The sequence below is a fragment of the Lysobacter antibioticus HS124 genome (genome assembly GCF_000336385.2).
GTDB classification, from domain to species: Bacteria; Pseudomonadota; Gammaproteobacteria; order Xanthomonadales; family Xanthomonadaceae; genus Lysobacter; species Lysobacter firmicutimachus.
In genome coordinates, this window is the sequence record NZ_HG424463.1 from 1 (window position 1) to 19,857 (window position 19,857).

Genomic DNA, 19,857 nt, shown 5'->3' on the forward strand with positions numbered 1-19,857 from the left:
GGAGGCGGAACGTCTCGCAGCCGAGCGCGCCGAAGCCGAGCGCCTGGAAGCGGAGCGCCTTGCAGCCGAGCGTGCCGAAGCCGAGCGTCTGGAAGCGGAGCGTCTCGAAGCCGAGCGCGCCGAAGCCGAACGTCTGGAGGCGGAACGCCTCGCAGCCGAACGCGCCGAAGCCGAGCGTCTGGAAGCGGAGCGTCTCGAAGCCGAGCGCCTGGCCGAAGAAGAGCGGCTGGAGTACGAACGTCTGGAGGCCGAATACGCCGCCGAAGCGCAGCGTGCCGAACAGGCCCGTTTGGACGCCGAGCGCATCGCGGCCGAGCAGGCGGAAGCCGAGCGCCTCGCCGCGGAACAGGCCGAAGCCGAGCGCCTGGAAGCTGAACGCCTCGCCGCGGAACAAGCCGAAGCCGAGCGCCTGGAAGCCGAACGCCTCGCCGCGGAACAGGCCGAAGCCGAGCGTCTCGAATACGAGCGCCTGGAAGCCGAGTACGCCCAGGCCGAAGCGCCTGCGCAGGATCAGGTCGCGGCCGAGGAAACGATCGACGCGGCGACGGCCGTGCCTGCCGCCGCCGCGACCGGCTCGGCGCTGTCGACCGCGTTGCTGGCCGCGTTCGACGCCGATCCGGATCCGGACGAAGCGCTGGACTTGAGCGAGCTGGACCCCGAACTCGTCGACATCTTCGTCGAGGAAGGCGGCGACCTGCTCGACCACTCCGACGGCCTGCTGGCGCAATTGCGCGAAACCCCGAGCGAACGCGAGCCGCTGGTCGGTCTGCAGCGCGATCTGCACACCCTCAAGGGCGGTGCGCGCATGGCCGGCATCATGGCCGTGGGCGAACTCGGCCACGTCATGGAGTCGCTGCTGGAGTCGGTGGTCGACCATCGCACCGAACTCGGCCGCGACGGCATCGTCCTGCTCGAACGCGGTTTCGACCGCCTGCATGCCATGGTCACCCGGGTCGGCGCGCGTCGCGCGCTGGCCATGCCGGCGACGCTGATCGCTGCGTTCGACGCGCGTTCGCGCGGCGAAGCGCTGCCGATGCTGGCCGCAGCCGCGGCCGAACCGACCCGTACCAGCGCGCCGCCGGCGCAACCGGCGCAGCCGGCCCAGCCCGCGGTCGACGGAGGCCTCAAGCCGCTGTCGGCGCCGATCAGCGAAGCGCCGCTCGTCGACGAAGACGACATCGGCGTGCGCACGCCGCAGGAGCAGGTGCGCATCCGCGCCGACCTGCTCGACCGTCTGGTCAACTACGCCGGTGAAGTCGCGATCTACCGCGCCCGCCTGGAACAGCAGCTGGGCGCGTTCCGCGGCGCGATCGCGGAAATGGCGCAGACCAACCTGCGCATGCGCGATCAGCTGCGCCGTCTGGAAATCGAAACCGAAGCGCAGATCATCGCCCGCTATCAGCGCGAAGGCGAAGCCGGCGACCAGGCGTTCGATCCGCTGGAGCTCGACCGCTTCTCGACCCTGCAGCAGCTGTCGCGCGCGCTGACCGAATCGGCGGCCGACCAGACCAGTCTGCAGAACACCCTCGACGACCTCACCCGTCAGTACGAAACCCTGCTGCTGCAGCAGTCGCGCGTCAGCTCGGAGCTGCAGGAAGGCCTCATGCGCACGCGCATGGTGCCGTTCGACACCTTGCTGCCGCGTCTGCGCCGCGTGGTCCGCCAGGCCTCGAGCGAATTGGGCAAGCAGGTCGCGCTGAAGCTGGAAGGCACCCAGGGCGAACTCGACCGCAACGTGCTCGAACGCATGACCGCGCCGCTGGAGCACATGCTGCGCAATGCGGTCGCGCACGGCCTGGAGCGGCCGGAGCAGCGTCGCGCCGCCGGCAAGGCGGACGAAGGCACGGTGCGCATCGCGGTGCGCCGCGAAGGTTCCGAAGTCGTGCTCGAAGTGGCCGACGACGGCGCCGGCTTGGACCGCGCTGCGATCCGCCGCCGCGGCGAAGAGCGCGGCCTGATCCGCAGCGATGCGGCGCTGTCCGACGCCGATCTGGACGCGCTGATCCTGGAGCCGGGCTTCTCCACCGCCGACGAGGTCAGCCGCCTGGCCGGCCGCGGCGTCGGCATGGACGTGGTCGCCAGCGAAGTCCGCCAGCTCGGCGGTACCCTGGATATCCATTCCCGCCCCGGCCTAGGCGTGCACTTCACCCTGCGCCTGCCGCAGACCCTCGCGGTCACCCAGGCGGTGTTCGTGCGCATCGGCGACACCACCTTCGCGGTGCCGATCGCTTCGGTGCGCGGCGTCGGCCGCCTCTCGCGCGAACTGCTCGAACAGGGCGACGTGGCCTATCGCTACGGCGGCGAGGACTACCCGGTCCACGACCTGGGTCTGTTGGTCGGCCATGCGCCGGCCAAGGCCGAAGGCCAGCTGCAGATGCCTTTGCTGCTGATCCGTTCGGGCGACCTGCGCGCCGCGGTGTCGGTCGACCAGGTGGTCGGCAACCGCGAAATCGTGGTCAAGCCGGTGGGGCCGCAGGTGGCGTCGGTGCCGGGCATCTTCGGCGCGACCATCATGGGCGACGGCCGCGTGGTGGTGATCCTCGACGTCGCCCCGCTGGTCCGCCGCCGCACCGTGCTGCTGCAGGACTTCGCCCAGGTCGCGGCGCCGCCGCCGGCCCCGGCCGAACAGCGCCGCGTGCCGCTGGTGATGGTGGTCGACGACTCGGTCACCATGCGTAAGGTCACCGGCCGCGTGCTGGAGCGCCACAACTTCGAGGTCATGACCGCGAAGGACGGCGTCGACGCGCTGGAGCGGATGGCCGAGCGCGTGCCCGACCTGATGCTGCTCGACATCGAAATGCCGCGCATGGACGGTTACGAGCTGGCCACGCAGATGAAGGCCGACGCGCGCATGCGCGAGGTGCCGATCGTGATGATCACTTCGCGTACCGGCGAGAAGCACCGCCAGCGCGCGTTCGAGATCGGCGTCGAGCGCTACCTCGGCAAGCCTTACCAGGAACCGGAATTGATCCGTAACGTGTACGAACTGCTTGGAATTACCCGTAGTCATGGCTGAAGCGGACCGTCGCGTAGCGTTGTTGGCGCGGGCCGGGGTGGCCCGCGACCGTTTGCGTAGCGCGCTCGGCGATGCCGGCGCGAACCTGGTGTTGGAAGGCGATCCGACCTCGCTGGAACCGTCCGAGCTCGACACGGCCGATCCGGACGTGGTCGTGGTCGTGCTCGATCCGGCGATCGAGGACGCGCTGGACCGGTTCGAGAACCTGCTGGTCGATCCGTCGATCGAAGTGATCTTCGAAGAGGCCGAACTGACCGTGGCCCGCGAGGGCTGGGACGCGGCGCGCTGGGCGCGCCACCTCAGCGCCAAGCTGCACCGGCACGACGACGTGCTGCCGCCCGGGCGCGAGCCCGAGCCGGAGCCCGAGCCGATGTTCTCCGCCGAAGCGTTCCAGCGCCCGAGCTCGCCGGCTTCGGCGATGGCGCAGGACGAACAGGGCATCGGTTTCGATCCGGCGTCCAGCGAGATGCCGCACGACCCATCCGCGTTCATCGCCGCCGAGCAGATCGGCGAGTTGTCGCGGCTGGCGCCGGCGCCTCGCGCGAGCGAGGCGGCGGTGGAAGAAGCGCCGGCGGCCGAACCGCCGGGCGAGTTCGACATCGGCCGGCTGACCCTGGAAGCGATCGAAACCCAGGCCGCCGTGCCGGGCCAGGCGGCGTCGTACCCGGCCGAGCCGGAGTGGAACGTCGACGAGCACACGCCGGTCGCCGACACGCCGCTGGCGCTGGACGACATCGGCGACATCGCCGCCTGGCAGCCGCCGGATCATCGCCTCGACGACGAACTGATCGACCTGGACCGCAAGTTCGCCGACGCCGGCACTTCGATCGAGCTGGAAGAGGACGCGCATTCCACGCCGTCCGCCTCCGGGGCGATCGCGCCGATCGAGTTCGACGACGGCCGTGGCGGCGGCGCCGAGACGCCGGCCTTCGAAAGCAGTTTCGACTTCGACTTCGCCACCGATCCGCTGCCGGTCGACAAGGCCGCCGCGCCGCCGCCGCCGGCGGTGCCGGACTGGTCCTTCGCCGACGAGGCCAGCCTGATCGGCGCCGCCAGCGGCCAGTCCCCGGCGCCGGTCGCGCCGGGCGTGGACGCGCACGATCTGGAAGAGATCGAACGGCGTATTTCCGGCCTGGAACTGGTCGACGACCGCGCGCCGGTGTCGACCCGCAGCGGCGCGGTGCTGGTGCTGGCCGGGATCGGCGGCCCCGACGCCGTGCGCCAGTTGCTCGGTGCTCTGCCGGAGAACTTCGGTCGTCCGGTGCTGGTGCAGCAGCGTCTCGACGGCGGCCGCTACGACCGCCTGGTGGCGCAGATGCAACGCGCTACGCCGGTGCTGGTCAAGCTGGCCGAACCGGGCGCGCGCACCATCGACGGCGTGATCTACATCCTGCCCGCCGGCGTCGGCGTGGACGCCGGCGACAGCGGCATCCAGTTCGTCGAGGACGGCGGCGAGGTGATGGACGCCTTGCCGGCCGCCGACAGCGCGATCCTGCTGTTCAGCGGCGCCGACCCGGCTCAGGTCGATACCGCGATGAAGCTGGCCGCGCACGGCGCATTGGTGCTCGGCCAGGCCCCGGACGGTTGCTACGACGCCGCCGCCGCGAGCGCGGCGATCGCGCGCGGCGCCGGACAGGGCCAGCCGTCCGAACTGGCGGCCAAGCTGGCCGCACGCTGGTCGACCCACAGTCCGCTGTAAACGCCGGGCGCCGCTGCGGCGGCGCCGGCGCGGCTTCCATGCTGCTTCGCGCAGCTTCCGCACCACCTCGCGGCAGACATTCCGCTGCCGCAGCACTACCGCAAGGCCGCGCGATCCGCGGCGAGGACGCGAGCGATGTCGAACGACGACCAGCAACATCCGGCCACCGAAAGCGCAAGCCAGGCCGACATCCGCGGCGTATTGATCCAGGTGGCCGGCGCGCGTCTGCTGCTGCCCAACGCGACCATCGCGGAGGTATTGTCGTACGCGCCGCCGGCGCCGGTCGACGGCGCGCCGCGCTGGCTGCTGGGCCGAATCCGCTGGCGCGGCTGGCAGTTGCCGCTGATCGCATTCGGCGAGCTGTCCGGGCTGGCGTCCGAACAGGGCGGCCTGGGCAGCAAGGTGGTCGTGCTCAAGGCGCTCAGCGCGGCATCGCGCCTGCCGTATTTCGCCCTGCTGACCCAGGGCTTCCCGCGTCTGGTGACGGTGTCGAGCCAGAGCTTGCTGGTCGACGGGATCGAAGACGAAATCCTCCCGCACGGCGTGCAAGCGCGCGTGTTGCTCAACGACGACCGCGCCCTGCTGCCCGACCTGGAAGCGGTCGAGGCGATGATCGGCGAAGCGCTCGCGCAGGCGGCGTGAACCGCGCCGCCGCGGCGCCGGAGCGCGCGTCCGCGCCCAAGCGCTACGCCTCAGTCGATGCGCTGCGCGGCCTGACCGTCGCGGCGATGCTGCTGGTCAACAATCCCGGCGACTGGGGCCATGTCTACGCGCCGCTGCTGCACGCGCAGTGGCACGGCTTCACGCCGACCGATCTCGTGTTCCCGATGTTCCTGTTCATCGTCGGCGTGTCGATCGCGCTGGCGCTGATGCCGCGCCGCGAAGCCGGCGCCGCGCCGGCGACGCTGTTGCGGCCCGCGCTGTGGCGCGCGGTACGCATCGTCGGCCTCGGCCTGTTGCTGCACTGGTGCGCGATGTGGGCGAGCGGCCACGAAGCGCTGCGCTTGCCCGGCGTGTTGCAACGGATCGGCCTGTGTTTCGCCGCGGCGGCGCTGATCGCGTTGTATCTGCCGGCGCGCACGCAATGGTTCGCGTTCGGCGCGTTGCTGGTCGGCTACGCCTGGTTGCTCGCCGGCGGCGGCAGCTACGCGCCGTTCGACAACATCGCCAGCCGCCTCGACCACGCGCTGTTCGGCGCGCACGTCTACCAGGTCGATCCGGCCAGCGGCCGCGGCCACGACCCCGAGGGTCTGGTGTCCACCCTGGGCGCCCTGGCCACGACCGTGCTGGGCCTGCGCGCCGGCGACTGGCTGCGCCGTGGCGATTTGCGCGCCTTGCTGATCGCCGGCGCGCTGGCGTTGGCGGCGGGCTGGGCGCTGGGCCAGTGGCAGCCGATCAACAAGAACCTGTGGACCCCCGCCTACGTGCTGTGGGCCGGCGGTTGGTCGTGCTGGGTCTTGGCGTTGTGCCATCGCCTGATCGACGTACGCGGCTGGCCGGCGCTGGGGCGAAGCTTCGGCGTCAACGCGATCGCCGCCTATGCCGGCTCGGCCTTGCTGCTGTACTTGCTGATCGGCCTGGGCTGGCTGGAACCGATCTACCGCCGCGGCTTCGCCGACTGGATGACACCGCGGTTCGGTCCCTATCTGCCGTCGCTGGCGTTCGCGCTGGCTTTCGTGACCTTGTGGTGGGGCGTGGTGACGCTGCTCGACCGGCGTTGGATCTATTTCAAGATCTGAGCGTCGCAGCCTTCCTTCGCCGGGCACGGCGAGAGCGGCGACAGCAAGCGCAGATCTCCCCGCCTGCTGCGCAGGCGCCGCTCCCGCTTGGAAAAGGGGTGACGGCGAATCGCCGCGCTGCCATGCCCGCCTTTGCGAAGCGCGTGGCGGTCGTTCGCCGTATTGCGGTTCTCGCTTGTTTCAAAGCGCACCGCGGCAGTTGGCCGCGTCGCGGTTCCCTCTGAAAGAGGGCTAGGGGGATTTGTTTTCTCGCTCTACGCCGCGGCGCAAACCCGGCGCCAACGGTTCGCTCGAATGCCGCCTGCCGCGCCCGCGAACCGATCCGAGCGACTCAGGCCAGATCGCCGAACCGCGCCTGCAGCGCCGCGATCGCGGCCAGGCCGGCGGTTTCGGTGCGCAGGATGCGCGGTCCCAAACGCAAGCCCTGGAAGCCGGCGTCGCGCAGCTGTTGCCGGTCCAGCGGCGACCAGCCGCCTTCCGGGCCGATCGCCAGAAACACCGGCGCAACCGGATCGACCGCGAGCGTGGCGAAGGCCAACTCGCCTTCGGGGTCCAGGATCAGGCGCAACCCGCCCGGCGCCAGCGCCGCCAGCGTCGCCGCCAGCGCGCGCGGCGCGGCGACCTCCGGCACGCGGGCGCGGCCGCTTTGTTCGCAGGCCGAGGCGACCACGCTGCGCCAATGCGCCAGGCGCTTTTCCGCGCGCGCCTCGTCGAGCTTGACCTCGCTGCGCTGCGACCACAGCGGCTGCACTTGTGCCACGCCGAGCTCGGTCGCCTTCTGCAGGATCAGGTCCATCTTCTCGCCGCGGGCGATGCCTTGCAGCAGCACCAGCTGCAGCGGCGATTCGCGCTCTACCGGCTGCGCCGACTCGATCGCCACCCGCAGCTCGCGCTTGCCCAGCGCGGCGATGCGGCCGTGATAGTCGTGGCCGTCGCCGTTGAACAGCACGCAGGCGTCGCCGACCTGATGCCGCAGTACGCGGGCCAGATGCGTGGCGGGACCTTCCGGCAACACGATCTCGCGGCCGGCACCGAGTTCGGCGTCGACGTGGACTCGGGTCAGGCGCATGCGTCGGCCTCCTGCACGGCGTGGTCGATCGCTTCGCGGGTGGTGCGGGCGAGCAGGTCCAGCGCCTCTTCGTCGATCGAATACGGCGGCATCCAATACAGGATGTCGCCGAGCGGGCGCAGCAGCACGCCGCGCTCGAGCGCGGCGCGGTAGGCGCGCAGTCCGATCCGCGCGGCCGGATCGAAGGGACTGCGCTTGTCGCCGCCGCGGGTGAGTTCGAAGGCGACGATCATGCCGGCCTGGCGCACGTCGGCGACGTGCGGATGACCGGCGAACTCGGCCGCGGCGCGGGCCATGCGCGCGGCGGTGTCGCGGTTGCGCACGACGACGTCGTCGTCGCGGAAGATGTCCAGGGTCGCCAGCGCCGCGGCGCAGGCCAGCGGATTGCCGGTGTAGCTGTGCGAATGCAGGAAGGCGCGTTCGCGCGAGTCGTCGAGGAAGCCGTCGTAGATCGACTGGCTGGTCAGCACCGCGGCCAGCGGCAGCGCGCCGCCGGTCAGGCCCTTGGACAGGCACAGCAGGTCCGGCATGACCCCGGCCTGTTCGCTCGCGAACATCGTGCCGGTGCGGCCGAAACCGACCGCGATCTCGTCGGCGATCAGGAACACCCCGTGCGCGTCGCACAGCTCGCGCGCCAGGCGCAGGTAGGACGGGTCGTGCATGCGCATGCCGCCGGCGCATTGCACCCGCGGCTCCAGGATCAGCGCGCAGACTTCGCCGGCATGGCGTTCGAGCAGATCGCGCAAAGCCGCGGCGGCGACCTGCGCGCGCTCGGCCGCGCTCTGGCCGGGGTCGGCCAGGTAGGCGTCGGGCGAGGGCGCGAACAGGGCTTCGGCCAGCAGCGGCGCGTAAATGCGCCGGTACAGCGGGATATCGCCGACCGCCAGCGCGCCCAGGGTCTCGCCGTGGTAGCCGTTCTCCAGGGCGATGAACTTGGTCCGGCCTTCGACGCCGCGATTGCGGAACCAGTGGAAGGCCATCTTCAGCGCCACCTCGACCCCGGCCGAGCCGTTGTCGGCGTAGAACACCTTGCTCAGCGGCGCGCGCCCGTCCTGGCGCGGCGCCAGCGCCAGCAGGCGTTCGGCCAGCTCCACCGCCGGCGCGTGCGAGACGCCGGCCAGGATCACGTGTTCCAGGGTCCGCGCCTGGGCGGCGATGGCATCGGCGATGCGCGGCTCGGCGTGGCCGAACAGGTTGGTCCACCAACTGGAAATCGCATCCAGGTAGCGGCGCCCGTCGCGGCCGATCAGCCACGGCCCGCGGCCGCTCGCGATCGGCAGCAGGGGCAGGGTGTGAGGGTGCTCGCGCATCTGGGTGCAGGGGTGCCACAGCACCGCCAGATCGCGCTCGCGCCAGGCCTGCGCCGCGTCGGCGCCCGGCTCTGTTAGCATCTTGGGGTCGTGAGTGATCTCTCGCATTCCCCCATTATCGTGCCTTTCCGCTCCCCGCTCATGCCCGGAGCCGCGCCATGACCCGGCGGCTGCCGATCATCCATCAGATCACCGAGCACGAGGCCGGTCCGTACCGGCTGGAACGGCTCGATCTGGAGTTCTCCAACGGCGAGCGCCGCCGCTACGAGCGCCTGCACGGCCGCGGCCACGGCGCGGTGGTGGTGGTGCCGATGCTCGACGAGGACACCGTGCTGCTGGTGCGCGAGTACGCCGCCGGCATGCACCGCTACGAGCTGGGCCTGGTCAAGGGCCGGATCGACGAAGGCGAGACCGCGCTGCAGGCCGCCGACCGCGAGCTGAAGGAAGAGGCCGGCTACGGCGCGCGTTCCTTGACCGTACTGCGCGCACTGACGCTGGCGCCGACCTACATGAGCCACCAGGCGCAGTTGGTGCTGGCGCGCGATCTCTATCCCGAGCGCCTGCCCGGCGATGAGCCGGAAGAACTCGAAGTGGTGCCGTGGAAGCTCGACGACCTGCACGAGCTGATCCTGCGCGAAGACTTTTCCGAGGGCCGCAGCATCGCCGCGCTGTTCATCGCCCGCGAATGGCTGCGCAGCGGCCAGCCGCATCCGGGGGCGGCGGCGTGACGGCGGCCGCGCCGCTGCTGTCCGCGGTTCAGGTCGAGGGCGCGATCGCGATCGCCCGCGCCGCGGCCGCGGCCATCCTGCAGGTCTACGACGGCGAGTTCGAAGTCGAGCGCAAGTCCGACGCCTCGCCGGTCACCGCGGCCGATCTGGCCGCGCACCATCTGATTCTCGACGGCCTGGCCGAACTGACCCCGGACATTCCCGTGCTGTCGGAAGAATCCGCGCACGAAGTCGGTTTCGAACAACGTCGCGCCTGGCCGCGGCTGTGGCTGGTCGACCCGCTCGACGGCACCCGCGAGTTCGTCAAGCGCAACGGCGAGTTCTCGGTCAACCTGGCCCTGATCGACGACGGCGTGCCGGTGTTCGGCCTGGTGCTGGCGCCGGTCGGCGGCGCGCTGTGGCACGCCCAGCGCGGCGGCCCGGCCTATCGTCGCGACGGCGACGCCGAGCACGAGATCCGGGTGCGGTCGCCGGCGGCGCGGCCGCTGCGGGTGGCCGCCAGCCGCTCGCATTTCAGCGAGCACAGCGAACAATTCATGGTCCGCGCGCACCGCGCCGCGCCGGACGGCATCCGCATGGTCAGCCTCGGCTCGTCGCTGAAATTCTGCCGCATCGCCGAGGGCGAACTGGACCTGTATCCGCGCTTCGGCCCGACCAGCGAATGGGATACGGCCGCCGGCCAATGCGTGCTCGAGGCCGCCGGCGGCGCGCTGGTCGATCCGCAGGGGCGTCCGTTCCGCTACAACCAGCGCGCGCATGTTCTCAACGGCGACTTCGTCGCCCTCGGCGACCGCGGTCTGCCGTGGAAGGAGTGGCTCGATGGCTGAAGTATTGAACCTGCCGCCCGGCATCGCCGGCCTGCTGGCGATCATGGCCCGTCTGCGCGATCGCGAGGGCGGTTGCCCCTGGGATCTCGAGCAGACCTTCGCCACCATCGCCCCGTACACGATCGAGGAGGCCTACGAGGTCGCCGATGCGATCGATCGCCAGGACCTGGCCTCGCTCAAGGACGAACTCGGCGATCTGCTGCTGCAAGTGGTGTTCCACGCGCGCATGGCCGAGGAGCAGGGCGCGTTCGCTTTCGACGACGTGGTCGCGGCGATCAGCGACAAGATGGTGCGCCGCCATCCGCACGTGTTCGGCGACGCCAGCTTCGAGGACGCCGAGGCGCAGACCGTGGCCTGGGAAGAGCAGAAGCGGCGCGAGCGCGAAGCCTCCGGCGAAGCCGACACCTCGGTGCTGGCCGGCATCGCCCGCGGCCTGCCGGAATGGCAGCGCGCGGTGAAGCTGCAGAAGCGCGCCGCCACGGTCGGCTTCGACTGGCCCGACGTGCGTCCGGTGATCGCCAAATTGCACGAAGAGATCGAGGAAGTGCGGGTGGAGTTCGACGCGGTCGCCGCCGCGCCGGACGACGCCGAAGCGCGCGATCGCCTGGAGGAGGAGATCGGCGACCTGCTGTTCGTCTGCGCCAACCTCGCCCGCCACGGCAAGGTCGACGTCGGCGCCGCCATGCGCCGCGCCAACCTCAAGTTCGAACGCCGCTTCCGCAGCATGGAGACGCTGGCCGCGCAGGACGGCCTGTCGTTGGCCGAACTGCCGCTGGAAGGCCAGGACGCTTATTGGGATCAGGCCAAGCGCGCCGAACGCGACGACTGAGCGCTTGCTCCGCCCGGCGCAGCGGCGCTTGATCCGCGGCCCGCGGCGGTTCAGGATCGCGGCAGGCAGTGCGATACGCCAATGCCGGGAGGGGACCATGGCCAACCGCTTCGCCAGTTTCCGCGAGTTCTATCCGTTCTATCTCAGCGAACACAGCAACCGCACCAGCCGCCGGCTGCACTTCGTCGGCAGCTGCGGGGTGTTGCTGCTGGTCGCGCTGGCGATCGCGCAGGGGCGGCCGTGGCTGTTGCTGGCGGCGTTGGTGTGCGGCTACGGCTTCGCCTGGGTCGGTCATTTCTTCTTCGAGAAGAACCGGCCGGCGACGTTCAAGCACCCGTTGTATTCCTTCGTCGGCGACTGGGCGATGTTCAAGGACATCCTGACCGGCAGGATCAAATTCTGAGCCGCCGTCGGCCGCCGCGCGCGGGCCTGCGGCGGCGCCTTCAAGGACGATCGCGATGAAATCGAGGCTTTGCTGTTGGGCGCTGCTCCTGGCCGCGCTGCCGTCGCTGTCGCCGGCGGCCATGCCGGCCGCGGCGCCGGACCGGCCGATGCGCAAGTCCGCCTGGCTGGCCGAGGCGATGGACAGCAAGACCTGCCCCCTCGTCTCGATCCGCCTCGTCGGCGAGAACCCGCGCGCCGACGGCGGCGAGGACACGATCGCGACGATCTGGCGCAGCGCCGACGACGAACTCGCCGACCTCGACCGCTGGCCGACCCTGTACCTGTCCCTGGGCGGACGGCCGTTGGCGCTGCCCCGCGTGCCGCCGGCCGACGACGTCGAAAGCGCCGCGCTGAGCGGCGAGACGCTGCTGCGCTGGTCGGCGCCCAGGCAGGGCGTCTCGGCGACCCTGCGCCTGCGCGCGCCGCGCCTGTGGGTGGAGAACGACGGCGCCTGGACCGAGGTGGCGCCCGCGCGCCTGCGTCGGGCGCGCGCGGCGACGGACGGGGCGAGCACGCGCAGCGTATGGGTCGGGCACCTGAGCCTGGTCAGCCCGGCCGGGCGCTGGCAGGCGCCCGTGCGGGTGGAGTCGTGGTGCGGGCCCTGAGCCGCGGCGGGCTCAGTCGAGGAAGATCAGCCAGGCCGCGACCACGATCAGGGCGAAGCCGGCCCAGTGGTTCCACTTCAAGGGCTCGCCGAGGTACCAGGCCGAGAAGCCGGCGAATACCAGCAGGGTGATGACCTCCTGCATGCCCTTGAGCTGCGGCGCCGAGTACACCGCGCTGCCGAGCCGGTTGGCCGGCACCTGCAGGCAATATTCGAACAGGGCGATGCCCCAGCTGACCGCGATCGCGACGGTGAGCGGCGAGGACTTGTACTTGAGGTGTCCATACCAGGCGAAAGTCATGAAGATATTCGATCCGAGCAACAGCAGGATCGGATACAGGCGGTCGGCGAGCATGCGGCGGGGTCGCAAGAAGGGTCGTCCAGCGTAGCGGGGGCCTTCACGGGCCGTCCACCCTGGCGAAGGCAACCTTCACAAAACTGAAGGAATGGAGAGGCTGTATGCAGGGTACGAGAGACGGGGGCCTGGTCCTCATCGTCGAAGACAACCGCAACATCTCCGAAATGGTCGGCGAATACCTGGAAAGCCGCGGTTTCGAAGTCGATTACGCCGCCGACGGCGTGGACGGCTACCGGCTCGCCACCGAGAACAGTTACGACGTGGTGGTGCTCGACCTGATGCTGCCGCGTATGGACGGGATCGAGGTCTGCAAGAAGCTGCGCGAAGAAGCCCGCAAGTCGACCCCGGTGCTGATGCTGACCGCGCGCGACACCCTGGACGAAAAGCTGACCGGCCTCAGCGCCGGCGCCGACGACTACCTGACCAAGCCGTTCGCGATCCAGGAACTGGAAGCGCGCCTGCGCGCCCTGATCCGGCGCGAACGCCGCCAGGTCGGCGGCGAGGTGCTGAAAGTCGCCGACCTGGTGCTGGACCCGGCCAGCCTGCGGGTCACCCGCGGCGGCAGCGAACTGCAGCTCTCGCCGATCGGCTTGCGCCTGTTGACCATCCTGATGCGCGAATCGCCACGCGTGGTCAGCCGGCAGGAGATCGAACGCGAGATCTGGGGCAACGGCCTGCCCGATTCCGATACGCTGCGCAGCCACCTCTACAACCTGCGCAAGACCATCGACAAGCCCTTCGACAAGCAACTGCTGCATACGGTGCAGAGCGCCGGTTACCGCGTTGCGGACATCTCGCAGCCGCCGGACTGACGTATCGACACCGTGCCGCAAGGGTTACCGCGCAAGATCAAGCTTGCATTCATCCTGCAAGCCTTGATCGGCAGCGTCGCGATCACGCTGGGCATTCTCCTGGCGGGGTTGGCTGTGCGCCACGTGGTGCTCGAGCAGCGCATGCAGCGCGAGGCCGACGACTACTGGGCCGGGCGCGAGCGCGACCCGAACTACCCCTTGCCGCGGACCTCGACCACGCGCGGCCACTTCGTCCCCGCCGGCGGCAACGACTCGCAGCTGCCGCTGGGCATCCGCAACGTGGATTCGGGGCTGCACAACCTGCCCGGCGGCGGCCGGGTGGTGCTGGTGGACCGGCGCGAGGCCGGCACCTTCTACATGATCTACGCCACCGACCTGATCGACGAGGCGATTCTCTACACCGGCCTGTTCTCGCTGCTGTTCTCGCTGCTGACCACCTACCTGATTTCCTGGCATACCTACCGCACCTCCAAGCGCCTGGTCTCGCCGGTGAGCTGGCTGGCCAACGTGGTCAGCCAATGGGACCCGCGCGACCCCGACACCAGCCTGATCGAGCCGATCAAATTCCCCTACGACCCCGGCAGCGAAGTGCGCCGGTTGTCGAGCGCGCTCAGCGGCCTGGCCGAGCGGGTCAGCGATTTCGTCCAGCGCGAGCGCGACTTCACCCGCGACGCCAGCCACGAGCTGCGCACTCCGCTGACCGTGATCCGGGTCGCCACCGACCTGATGCTGGCCGACCCCGACACCCCGGTGCGCGCGCAGCGTTCGCTGCTGCGGGTGCAGCGCGCCGGCCGCGACATGGAGGCGGTGATCGACGCCTTCCTGATCCTGGCCCGCGAGTCCGACGTCGAGCCGCAGTCGGAGGAGTTCGCGGTGCGCGACATCGTCGACAACGAAATGGAGCGGCTGCTGCCCCTGCTCAACGGCAAGCCGGTCGAGCTGCACCTGTACGACGAAGGCGGGCCGCGCCTGGTCGCGCCGCCGCACGCGCTGGGGGTGATGATCGGCAACCTGCTCAGCAATGCGGTGCGCTTCACCGACCAGGGCCGCATCGACGTGCGCCTGAGCCGCGACAGCATCGAGATCCGCGACACCGGCATCGGCATGTCGGTGGAGACGCTGACCAAGGCCTTCACCCCGTTCTACCGCGCCGATTTCTCCTCCGGCGACGGCAAAGGCATGGGCCTGTCGATCGTGCGCCGGCTGGGCGAGCGTTTCGGCTGGCCGGTGACCCTGACCAGCGCACCCGGCCAGGGCACCACCGCGGTGATCCGCTTCCGTCCCGGCAGCGCCACCGTCAGCTTCGGCCCGCCGCCGCGCCGGCCCGAACTCTGAACGACGCGCACCCGGTGGGCGCCGGCCCGTGCGACGGTTTCGCCGCGGCGCGAATCCTTGGGCAGAATCGCGCGTGGGCGCGACGCTATCGCCGCGTCGATCCGGCTGAACCGTCGCTGCGCCGCCGCGTCCGTGCCGCCGTCGCCGACCGCGCCGCTGTCAACCGCATTCAGCCTGGTGCGTTGGCGCCTGCATAACTCTCGAAATCAGCCACATGAGCGCAGCCAAGCCGTCCCCCCCGTCCCGCCCGACTCCGACTGCGCGGCCGCGCAAATCGCCCTGGCCGCAACGGCTGCTGATCGCGGCGGTGGCGGCGGCGCTGGCCGGCAGCGGCTGGTACTACTACCGCAAGCAGAGCGCGGCGGAGGCCGCCGGAGCCTATCGCACCGCCAAGATCGAGCGCGGCGACATCCGCGTGGCGATCTCGGCCACCGGCGCGCTGGCGGCGATCTCGACCGTCGACGTGGGCAGCCAGATCTCCGGGCAAGTCACCGAGGTGCTGGTCGACTACAACGACCGGGTCAGCAAGGGCCAGGTGATCGCGCGCATCGACCCGGCCACCTACGAGGCGCAGATCGCCCAGGGTTCGGCGCAGATCCAGAACGCGCGCGCCAGCCTCGCCACCGCCCAGGCGACCTTGCGCAATGCCGAACTCGATTACCAGCGCAAGTCCGAACTGGCGGCCAAGCAACTGGTCTCGCGCAGCGATGCCGACCTGGCCCGCGCCGCGCGCGACCAGGCGCGGGCCCAGCTCAACGGCGCCCAGGCCCAGATCGAGCAGCAGATCGCCTCGACCCAGACCACCCGCCTCAATCTGCAGCGCACGGTGATCCGCGCGCCGGTCGACGGCGTGGTCCTGACCCGCAGCGTCGAGCCCGGCCAGACCGTGGCCGCGAGCCTGCAGTCGCCGGTGCTGTTCCAGATCGCCGAAGACTTGTCGAAAATGGAAATCGTGCTGGCCATCGACGAGGCCGACATCGGCCAGGTCAAGGCCGGCCAGGGCGTGAACTTCACCGTCGATTCCTTCCCCGATCGCCGTTTCCGCGGGCAAGTGCAGCAGGTACGGCTGTCGGCGACCAATACCAGCAACGTCATCACCTATCCGGTGGTGGTCTCGGTCGACAACCCCGACGGCGCGCTGTTGCCGGGCATGACCGCCAACGCCGAGATCGAGGTCAGCCGCCGCGACGACGTGCTGCGGGTCAGCAACGCCGCGCTGCGCTACAAGCCGGCCGACGAAGACGCCGCCGGCGCCGGCAATGCCGGCCCGAACGGCGGCGTGCGCGGCGGTCTCGGCAACGACCTGCCGCAGGTCGCGCAGGCGCTGAAGTTGAATGCGCAGCAGCAGGCCGCATTCGACGCCGCGCTGGCGCAGATGAAGCAGCGCATGGCCGCGCGCAGCGCGGCGCCGGCGGCGAGCGCGGGCGGACCGCCGGGCGGCGGCGCGCCGATCATCATCGGCGGCGGCCGCGGGCCGGGCGGCGGGGGCGGCAACAACAATCGCAACCGCAACGGCGGCGCCATGTCCGGCGCCGCGCGCCAGCGCATGCTGGAACGCTTCAATCAGCAGTTCGGCGCTTTCCGCAGCCTGCTCGACGACGGCCAGCGCGCACGCTGGGACGCCGAGATCGCCAACCTGGTGACCGCGCGCCGAGTGCCGCTGTACAAGCTGGCCGGCGGCAAGCCCGAGCCGGTGGTGGTGCGGGTCGGCGCCAGCGACGGCAGCTGGACCGAGGTCTCCGGCAACGTGCGCGAAGGCGACGAGATCGTGGTCGGCAGCGGACGCACCGGCCCATGAGCGAGGTCGCCGACGCGCATCCGGTCATCGAAACCCGCGGCCTGGGCAAGGTCTATTCGCCCGGCAGCGAGGCCGAGGTGATCGCCTTGCACGGTGTCGACCTGACGATCGCGCGCGGCGAGTTCGTCGCGATCATGGGGCCGTCGGGTTCGGGCAAGTCGACCCTGATGAACCTGATCGGCTGCCTGGATACGCCCAGCAGCGGCAGCTACCTGTGCGACGGCGTCGACGTCGCCAGCCTGGACGCGGAAGCGCGCGCGATCCTGCGCCGCGACAAGATCGGTTTCGTGTTCCAGGGCTTCAACCTGTTGCCGCGCATGAACGCATTGGAAAACGTGGCGATGCCGATGGGCTATGCCAACGTGCCGCGCGATGAACGCCTGCAGCGCGCCCAGGCGGCGCTGGAAGCGGTCGGCCTGGGCGGTCGCGCCGGACATCGGCCGAGCGAGTTGTCCGGCGGCCAGCAGCAGCGCGTGGCGATCGCCCGCGCGCTGATCAACCGGCCGCCGATCCTGCTCGCCGACGAACCCACCGGTGCGCTCGATACCCGCACCGGCGAGGAGATCCTGGCTCTGTTCAAGCGCCTGCAAGCCGAAGACCACACCGTGGTGCTGATCACCCACGACCCGGACGTGGCCGCGCATGCCGGCCGCACCTTCGTCATGCGCGACGGCGAGCTGCACGAGCAGGAGGCCGGCGCATGAACTTCCTGGAAGTGCTGCGTACGGCGGTGTTCGCTCTGCGCGGCAATTGGCTGCGCAGCGCGCTGACCTCGCTGGGCGTGATCATCGGCATCGCCGCGGTGATCGTGATGGTCTCGGTCGGCCAGGGCACCCAGTCGGAAATCGACAAGCTGGTGTCCGGGTTGGGTTCGAACCGGCTCGACATCAGCTCGGGCGGCGGCGGCCGCGGCGCCGGCGGCGTGCGCCTGAGCGCGTCGAGCTTCTTCACCCTGACCGAAGCCGACGCCGAGTCGATCCGCAACGAGATCGGCGAGGTCCAGTACGTCGCCGCCTCGCTGCGCGGCGGCACCCAGGCGGTGTACGCCGAGAACAACTGGTCGACCCAGTGGCAGGGCGTGCAGGCGGATTTCTTCGACATCAACGGTTGGAGCATCGCCTCCGGCGCAGCATTCGAAGCGCGCGACTACGGCAGCGGCACCAAGTCGGTGATCCTCGGCGAAACCGTGCGCCGCGAACTGTTCGGCGACGAGGACGCGATCGGCCAGACCGTGCGCCTGGGGCGAGTGCCGTTCACGGTGGTCGGTACGCTCAAGCCCAAGGGCCAGGGCGGTTTCGGCCAGGACCAGGACGATGTGGTGCTGGTGCCGCTGGAAACCGGGCGCCGTCGTCTGCTCGGCGCGATGGGCCTGCCGACCGGCGCGGTGATGCAGATCGCGGTCGGTGTCGGCCGCGCCGAGGACGTCGCTTATGCGCAGGAGCAGATCGAAAGCCTGCTGCGCCAACGCCATCGCATCCAGCCCGGCGCCGACGACGACTTCAGCGTGCGCAACATCGCCGAAGTGGTCGCGACCCGCACCCAGACCACCCGGCTGATGTCGCTGCTGCTCGGCGCGGTGGCGACGATTTCGCTGATCGTCGGCGGCATCGGCATCATGAACATCATGCTGGTCTCGGTGACCGAACGGATCCGCGAGATCGGCCTGCGCATGGCGGTCGGCGCGGGACCCGGCGACATTCGCCGCCAGTTCCTGGCCGAGGCGATGCTGATCTCGTTGATCGGCGGCGCGCTGGGCATCGCCATCGGCGTGGTCGGTACCTTGCTGGTGAGCAAGTTCGGGGCCTTGCCGGTGGCGCTGAACGGCAAGGTGATCGGCCTGGCTGCGGGGTTCTCGATCGCCACCGGTCTGTTCTTCGGTTATTACCCGGCGCGCAAGGCCTCGCAGCTAGATCCGATCGAAGCGTTGCGCCAGCAGTAAGGCGCGGCGCAGGACTACGACCTCAGGCACGGGCGCGGATCGCCGCGCCGTGCCATGGTGCCGGCGACGACCGGGAGCGGAGCGGACATGAGCAAGTGGTGGCTGACGCTGTTGTGGTTGCTGCCGTGGCAGGCGTTCGCGGCTGCGCCCGCGCCGGCCGCTGCGGCGCCGGCGACGACGGTGACGATCCTCGGCGTCGACCACGCCGCGCAATTGGTGTCCGAGCGCGACCGGCCGGCGCTGTTGGACGCTTTCCTCGACCGCATCAGGCCCGACGCGATCTGCATCGAGCGCGCGCCGGAGGCGTTCGCGCGCGGCGATTTCTACGAGTTCACCTACGAAGTGCAGGACGTCGCGGTGCCGTTTGCGCGCCGTCACGGCATCGAGCTGTGCCCGATCGACTGGGAACCGCCGGTCGAAGATCAGAAGCTGGGTTTCGGCCTGGCCCTGGACGCGCCGCCGGAGCTGCGTCCGCTCAAGGGCTTCATGGGGTTTCTGAGTTTCGGCCCGGAAAGCCTGCAGCGCGATTTCTTCCATGCCGACGACCCCGCCCGCCTGAGCAAGGTGCGCGACTGGGCGACGACACCGGCCAAGCGCGCCAGGCACGATCTGCCGCGGCGCCTGTATCTGTACCGCACTTACCTGCAGGCGCAGCGCATCGCCGCGGCAGCGCGCGCGCATCCGGGCGGCACGGTGGTCGTGGTCGTCGGCGAGTTCCACAAGCACGACATCGAAGCGATTCTCGCCGAGGAGCCCGGCCTGCGCCTGGTGCAGCCCTCGTCGCTGGGCCGGCCCGACGCGCGGACGGTCCAGGCGCACGACCGTGTCGAGTACCAGACCGCGATCGCGAGCTTCAATCTGCTCGGCGTGCAGGCGGCGGGCGGGGCGGTGGACTATGCCTATGTCGGCCGCGCGGTGGCGGCGCTGGAAGCCGCCGGCGCCACGCCGCAGGCGCGTCTGTTCCGGGTGCGGCTGGATCTGCTGCAAGGACGGATCGGGCGCAACGCGGCGATCGCGGGCTGCCGCGCCATCGCTGGCGAGGCCGGCGAGGCGCGCTTTGCCTGGACCGGGGTCAAGGACGCGGCCCGGGTGGATTCCTGGTTCGATCCGTTCGGTAATCTCGACGTGCGCCGGCGGGCCTTGCTGGAGGCGGCGCGGGAGACGTTGGCGACCGGCGACGCGGCGGGCGCGGACGAGTTGCTCGAGGCCTGCGTCGCCGGCTTGAGCCCGCGCCAGCGCGAGCAACTGCGCGGCTACTGGCGGCGCGACATCGCCGCTGCGAGACCGCCCGCCCCCTTGTAGGAGCGGCGTAAGCCGCGACCACGGGACGCGCAGAGAAATCAACGCCTT

At 70.5% G+C, this 19,857-nt stretch carries 19 protein-coding genes; 15 read left to right on the plus strand and 4 right to left on the minus strand.

All coding sequences use genetic code 11. The annotated features are described in order from the left end of the window. On the minus strand, positions 1 to 728 hold a 728-nt coding region (locus TX83_RS24180; RefSeq protein ID WP_428992544.1), incomplete at its 3' end, for a pentapeptide repeat-containing protein. Between TX83_RS24180 and TX83_RS05460 the strand changes: the two genes are divergently transcribed. From TX83_RS05460 to TX83_RS05475, 4 genes are all read left to right on the plus strand, one after another. Continuing rightward, entirely contained in the window at positions 641 to 3,016 is a 2,376-nt protein-coding gene (locus TX83_RS05460) for a response regulator (RefSeq protein ID WP_428992543.1), read from the plus strand. The genes TX83_RS24180 and TX83_RS05460 overlap by 88 nt on opposite strands. Further along, entirely contained in the window at positions 3,009 to 4,715 is a 1,707-nt protein-coding gene (locus TX83_RS05465) for a chemotaxis protein CheB (RefSeq protein WP_141233371.1), read from the plus strand. Before TX83_RS05460 ends, TX83_RS05465 begins: the two co-directional genes overlap by 8 nt. A 135-nt stretch (positions 4,716 to 4,850) precedes the next feature. Then, positions 4,851 to 5,357 carry a chemotaxis protein CheW gene (locus TX83_RS05470; RefSeq protein WP_064746929.1) on the plus strand — a complete coding sequence of 169 codons (507 nt, stop codon included), beginning with the start codon at positions 4,851 to 4,853 and terminating at the stop codon, positions 5,355 to 5,357. Next, positions 5,354 to 6,454, plus strand: a complete 1,101-nt coding sequence (locus tag TX83_RS05475; protein WP_075575020.1) for an acyltransferase family protein — start codon at positions 5,354 to 5,356, stop codon at positions 6,452 to 6,454. Before TX83_RS05470 ends, TX83_RS05475 begins: the two co-directional genes overlap by 4 nt. Positions 6,455 to 6,785: 331 nt before the next feature. On the opposite strand, the gene TX83_RS05480 is transcribed toward TX83_RS05475, so the two are convergent. After that, positions 6,786 to 7,523 carry a 16S rRNA (uracil(1498)-N(3))-methyltransferase gene (locus TX83_RS05480; protein ID WP_064746930.1) on the minus strand — a complete coding sequence of 246 codons (738 nt, stop codon included), beginning with the start codon at positions 7,521 to 7,523 and terminating at the stop codon, positions 6,786 to 6,788. Further along, positions 7,514 to 8,914, minus strand: a complete 1,401-nt coding sequence (bioA, locus tag TX83_RS05485) for an adenosylmethionine--8-amino-7-oxononanoate transaminase (protein ID WP_222423721.1) — start codon at positions 8,912 to 8,914, stop codon at positions 7,514 to 7,516. The genes TX83_RS05480 and bioA overlap by 10 nt, the downstream gene beginning before the upstream one ends. Positions 8,915 to 8,991: 77 nt before the next feature. Between bioA and nudE the strand changes: the two genes are divergently transcribed. From nudE to TX83_RS05510, 5 genes are all read left to right on the plus strand, one after another. Then, complete coding sequence (nudE, locus tag TX83_RS05490; RefSeq protein WP_064746932.1) at positions 8,992 to 9,561, plus strand: ADP compounds hydrolase NudE; 570 nt, start codon at positions 8,992 to 8,994, stop codon at positions 9,559 to 9,561. Then, complete coding sequence (gene cysQ / locus TX83_RS05495; RefSeq protein WP_261370021.1) at positions 9,558 to 10,388, plus strand: 3'(2'),5'-bisphosphate nucleotidase CysQ; 831 nt, start codon at positions 9,558 to 9,560, stop codon at positions 10,386 to 10,388. Before nudE ends, cysQ begins: the two co-directional genes overlap by 4 nt. Then, a complete protein-coding gene (gene mazG / locus TX83_RS05500; RefSeq protein ID WP_075575021.1) occupies positions 10,381 to 11,217 on the plus strand; it encodes a nucleoside triphosphate pyrophosphohydrolase in 837 nt (278 codons plus the stop codon). The genes cysQ and mazG overlap by 8 nt, the downstream gene beginning before the upstream one ends. A gap of 97 nt (positions 11,218 to 11,314) precedes the next feature. Then, entirely contained in the window at positions 11,315 to 11,620 is a 306-nt protein-coding gene (locus TX83_RS05505) for a DUF962 domain-containing protein (RefSeq protein WP_064746933.1), read from the plus strand. 55 nt (positions 11,621 to 11,675) lie between these two features. Beyond that, positions 11,676 to 12,266 (plus strand): hypothetical protein, encoded by a 591-nt coding sequence (locus TX83_RS05510; protein ID WP_064746934.1) that lies wholly within the window; start codon positions 11,676 to 11,678, stop codon positions 12,264 to 12,266. 12 nt (positions 12,267 to 12,278) lie between these two features. Here TX83_RS05510 and TX83_RS05515 read toward each other — a convergent pair whose 3' ends face one another. After that, positions 12,279 to 12,620 (minus strand): DMT family protein, encoded by a 342-nt coding sequence (locus TX83_RS05515; protein ID WP_064746935.1) that lies wholly within the window; start codon positions 12,618 to 12,620, stop codon positions 12,279 to 12,281. Positions 12,621 to 12,724: 104 nt separating this feature from the next. Here TX83_RS05515 and TX83_RS05520 point away from each other — a divergent pair, with 104 nt between their 5' ends. From TX83_RS05520 to TX83_RS05545, 6 genes are all read left to right on the plus strand, one after another. Beyond that, complete coding sequence (locus TX83_RS05520) at positions 12,725 to 13,435, plus strand: response regulator transcription factor (RefSeq protein WP_064746936.1); 711 nt, start codon at positions 12,725 to 12,727, stop codon at positions 13,433 to 13,435. Between the two features lie 12 nt (positions 13,436 to 13,447). Continuing rightward, positions 13,448 to 14,770 carry a sensor histidine kinase gene (locus TX83_RS05525; protein ID WP_064746937.1) on the plus strand — a complete coding sequence of 441 codons (1,323 nt, stop codon included), beginning with the start codon at positions 13,448 to 13,450 and terminating at the stop codon, positions 14,768 to 14,770. A 214-nt stretch (positions 14,771 to 14,984) separates the two neighbouring features. Further along, on the plus strand, positions 14,985 to 16,568 hold the full coding sequence (locus tag TX83_RS05530) for an efflux RND transporter periplasmic adaptor subunit (RefSeq protein WP_064746938.1): 1,584 nt from the start codon (positions 14,985 to 14,987) through the stop codon (positions 16,566 to 16,568). Next, a complete protein-coding gene (locus TX83_RS05535) occupies positions 16,565 to 17,272 on the plus strand; it encodes an ABC transporter ATP-binding protein (RefSeq protein WP_064746939.1) in 708 nt (235 codons plus the stop codon). The genes TX83_RS05530 and TX83_RS05535 overlap by 4 nt, the downstream gene beginning before the upstream one ends. Further along, on the plus strand, positions 17,269 to 18,507 hold the full coding sequence (locus tag TX83_RS05540; RefSeq protein WP_064746940.1) for an ABC transporter permease: 1,239 nt from the start codon (positions 17,269 to 17,271) through the stop codon (positions 18,505 to 18,507). Before TX83_RS05535 ends, TX83_RS05540 begins: the two co-directional genes overlap by 4 nt. Before the next feature lie 87 nt (positions 18,508 to 18,594). Beyond that, positions 18,595 to 19,809: a hypothetical protein gene (locus TX83_RS05545; protein ID WP_064746941.1), complete on the plus strand. Its 1,215-nt coding sequence runs from the start codon at positions 18,595 to 18,597 to the stop codon at positions 19,807 to 19,809. The last annotated feature ends 48 nt before the right edge of the window (positions 19,810 to 19,857 follow it).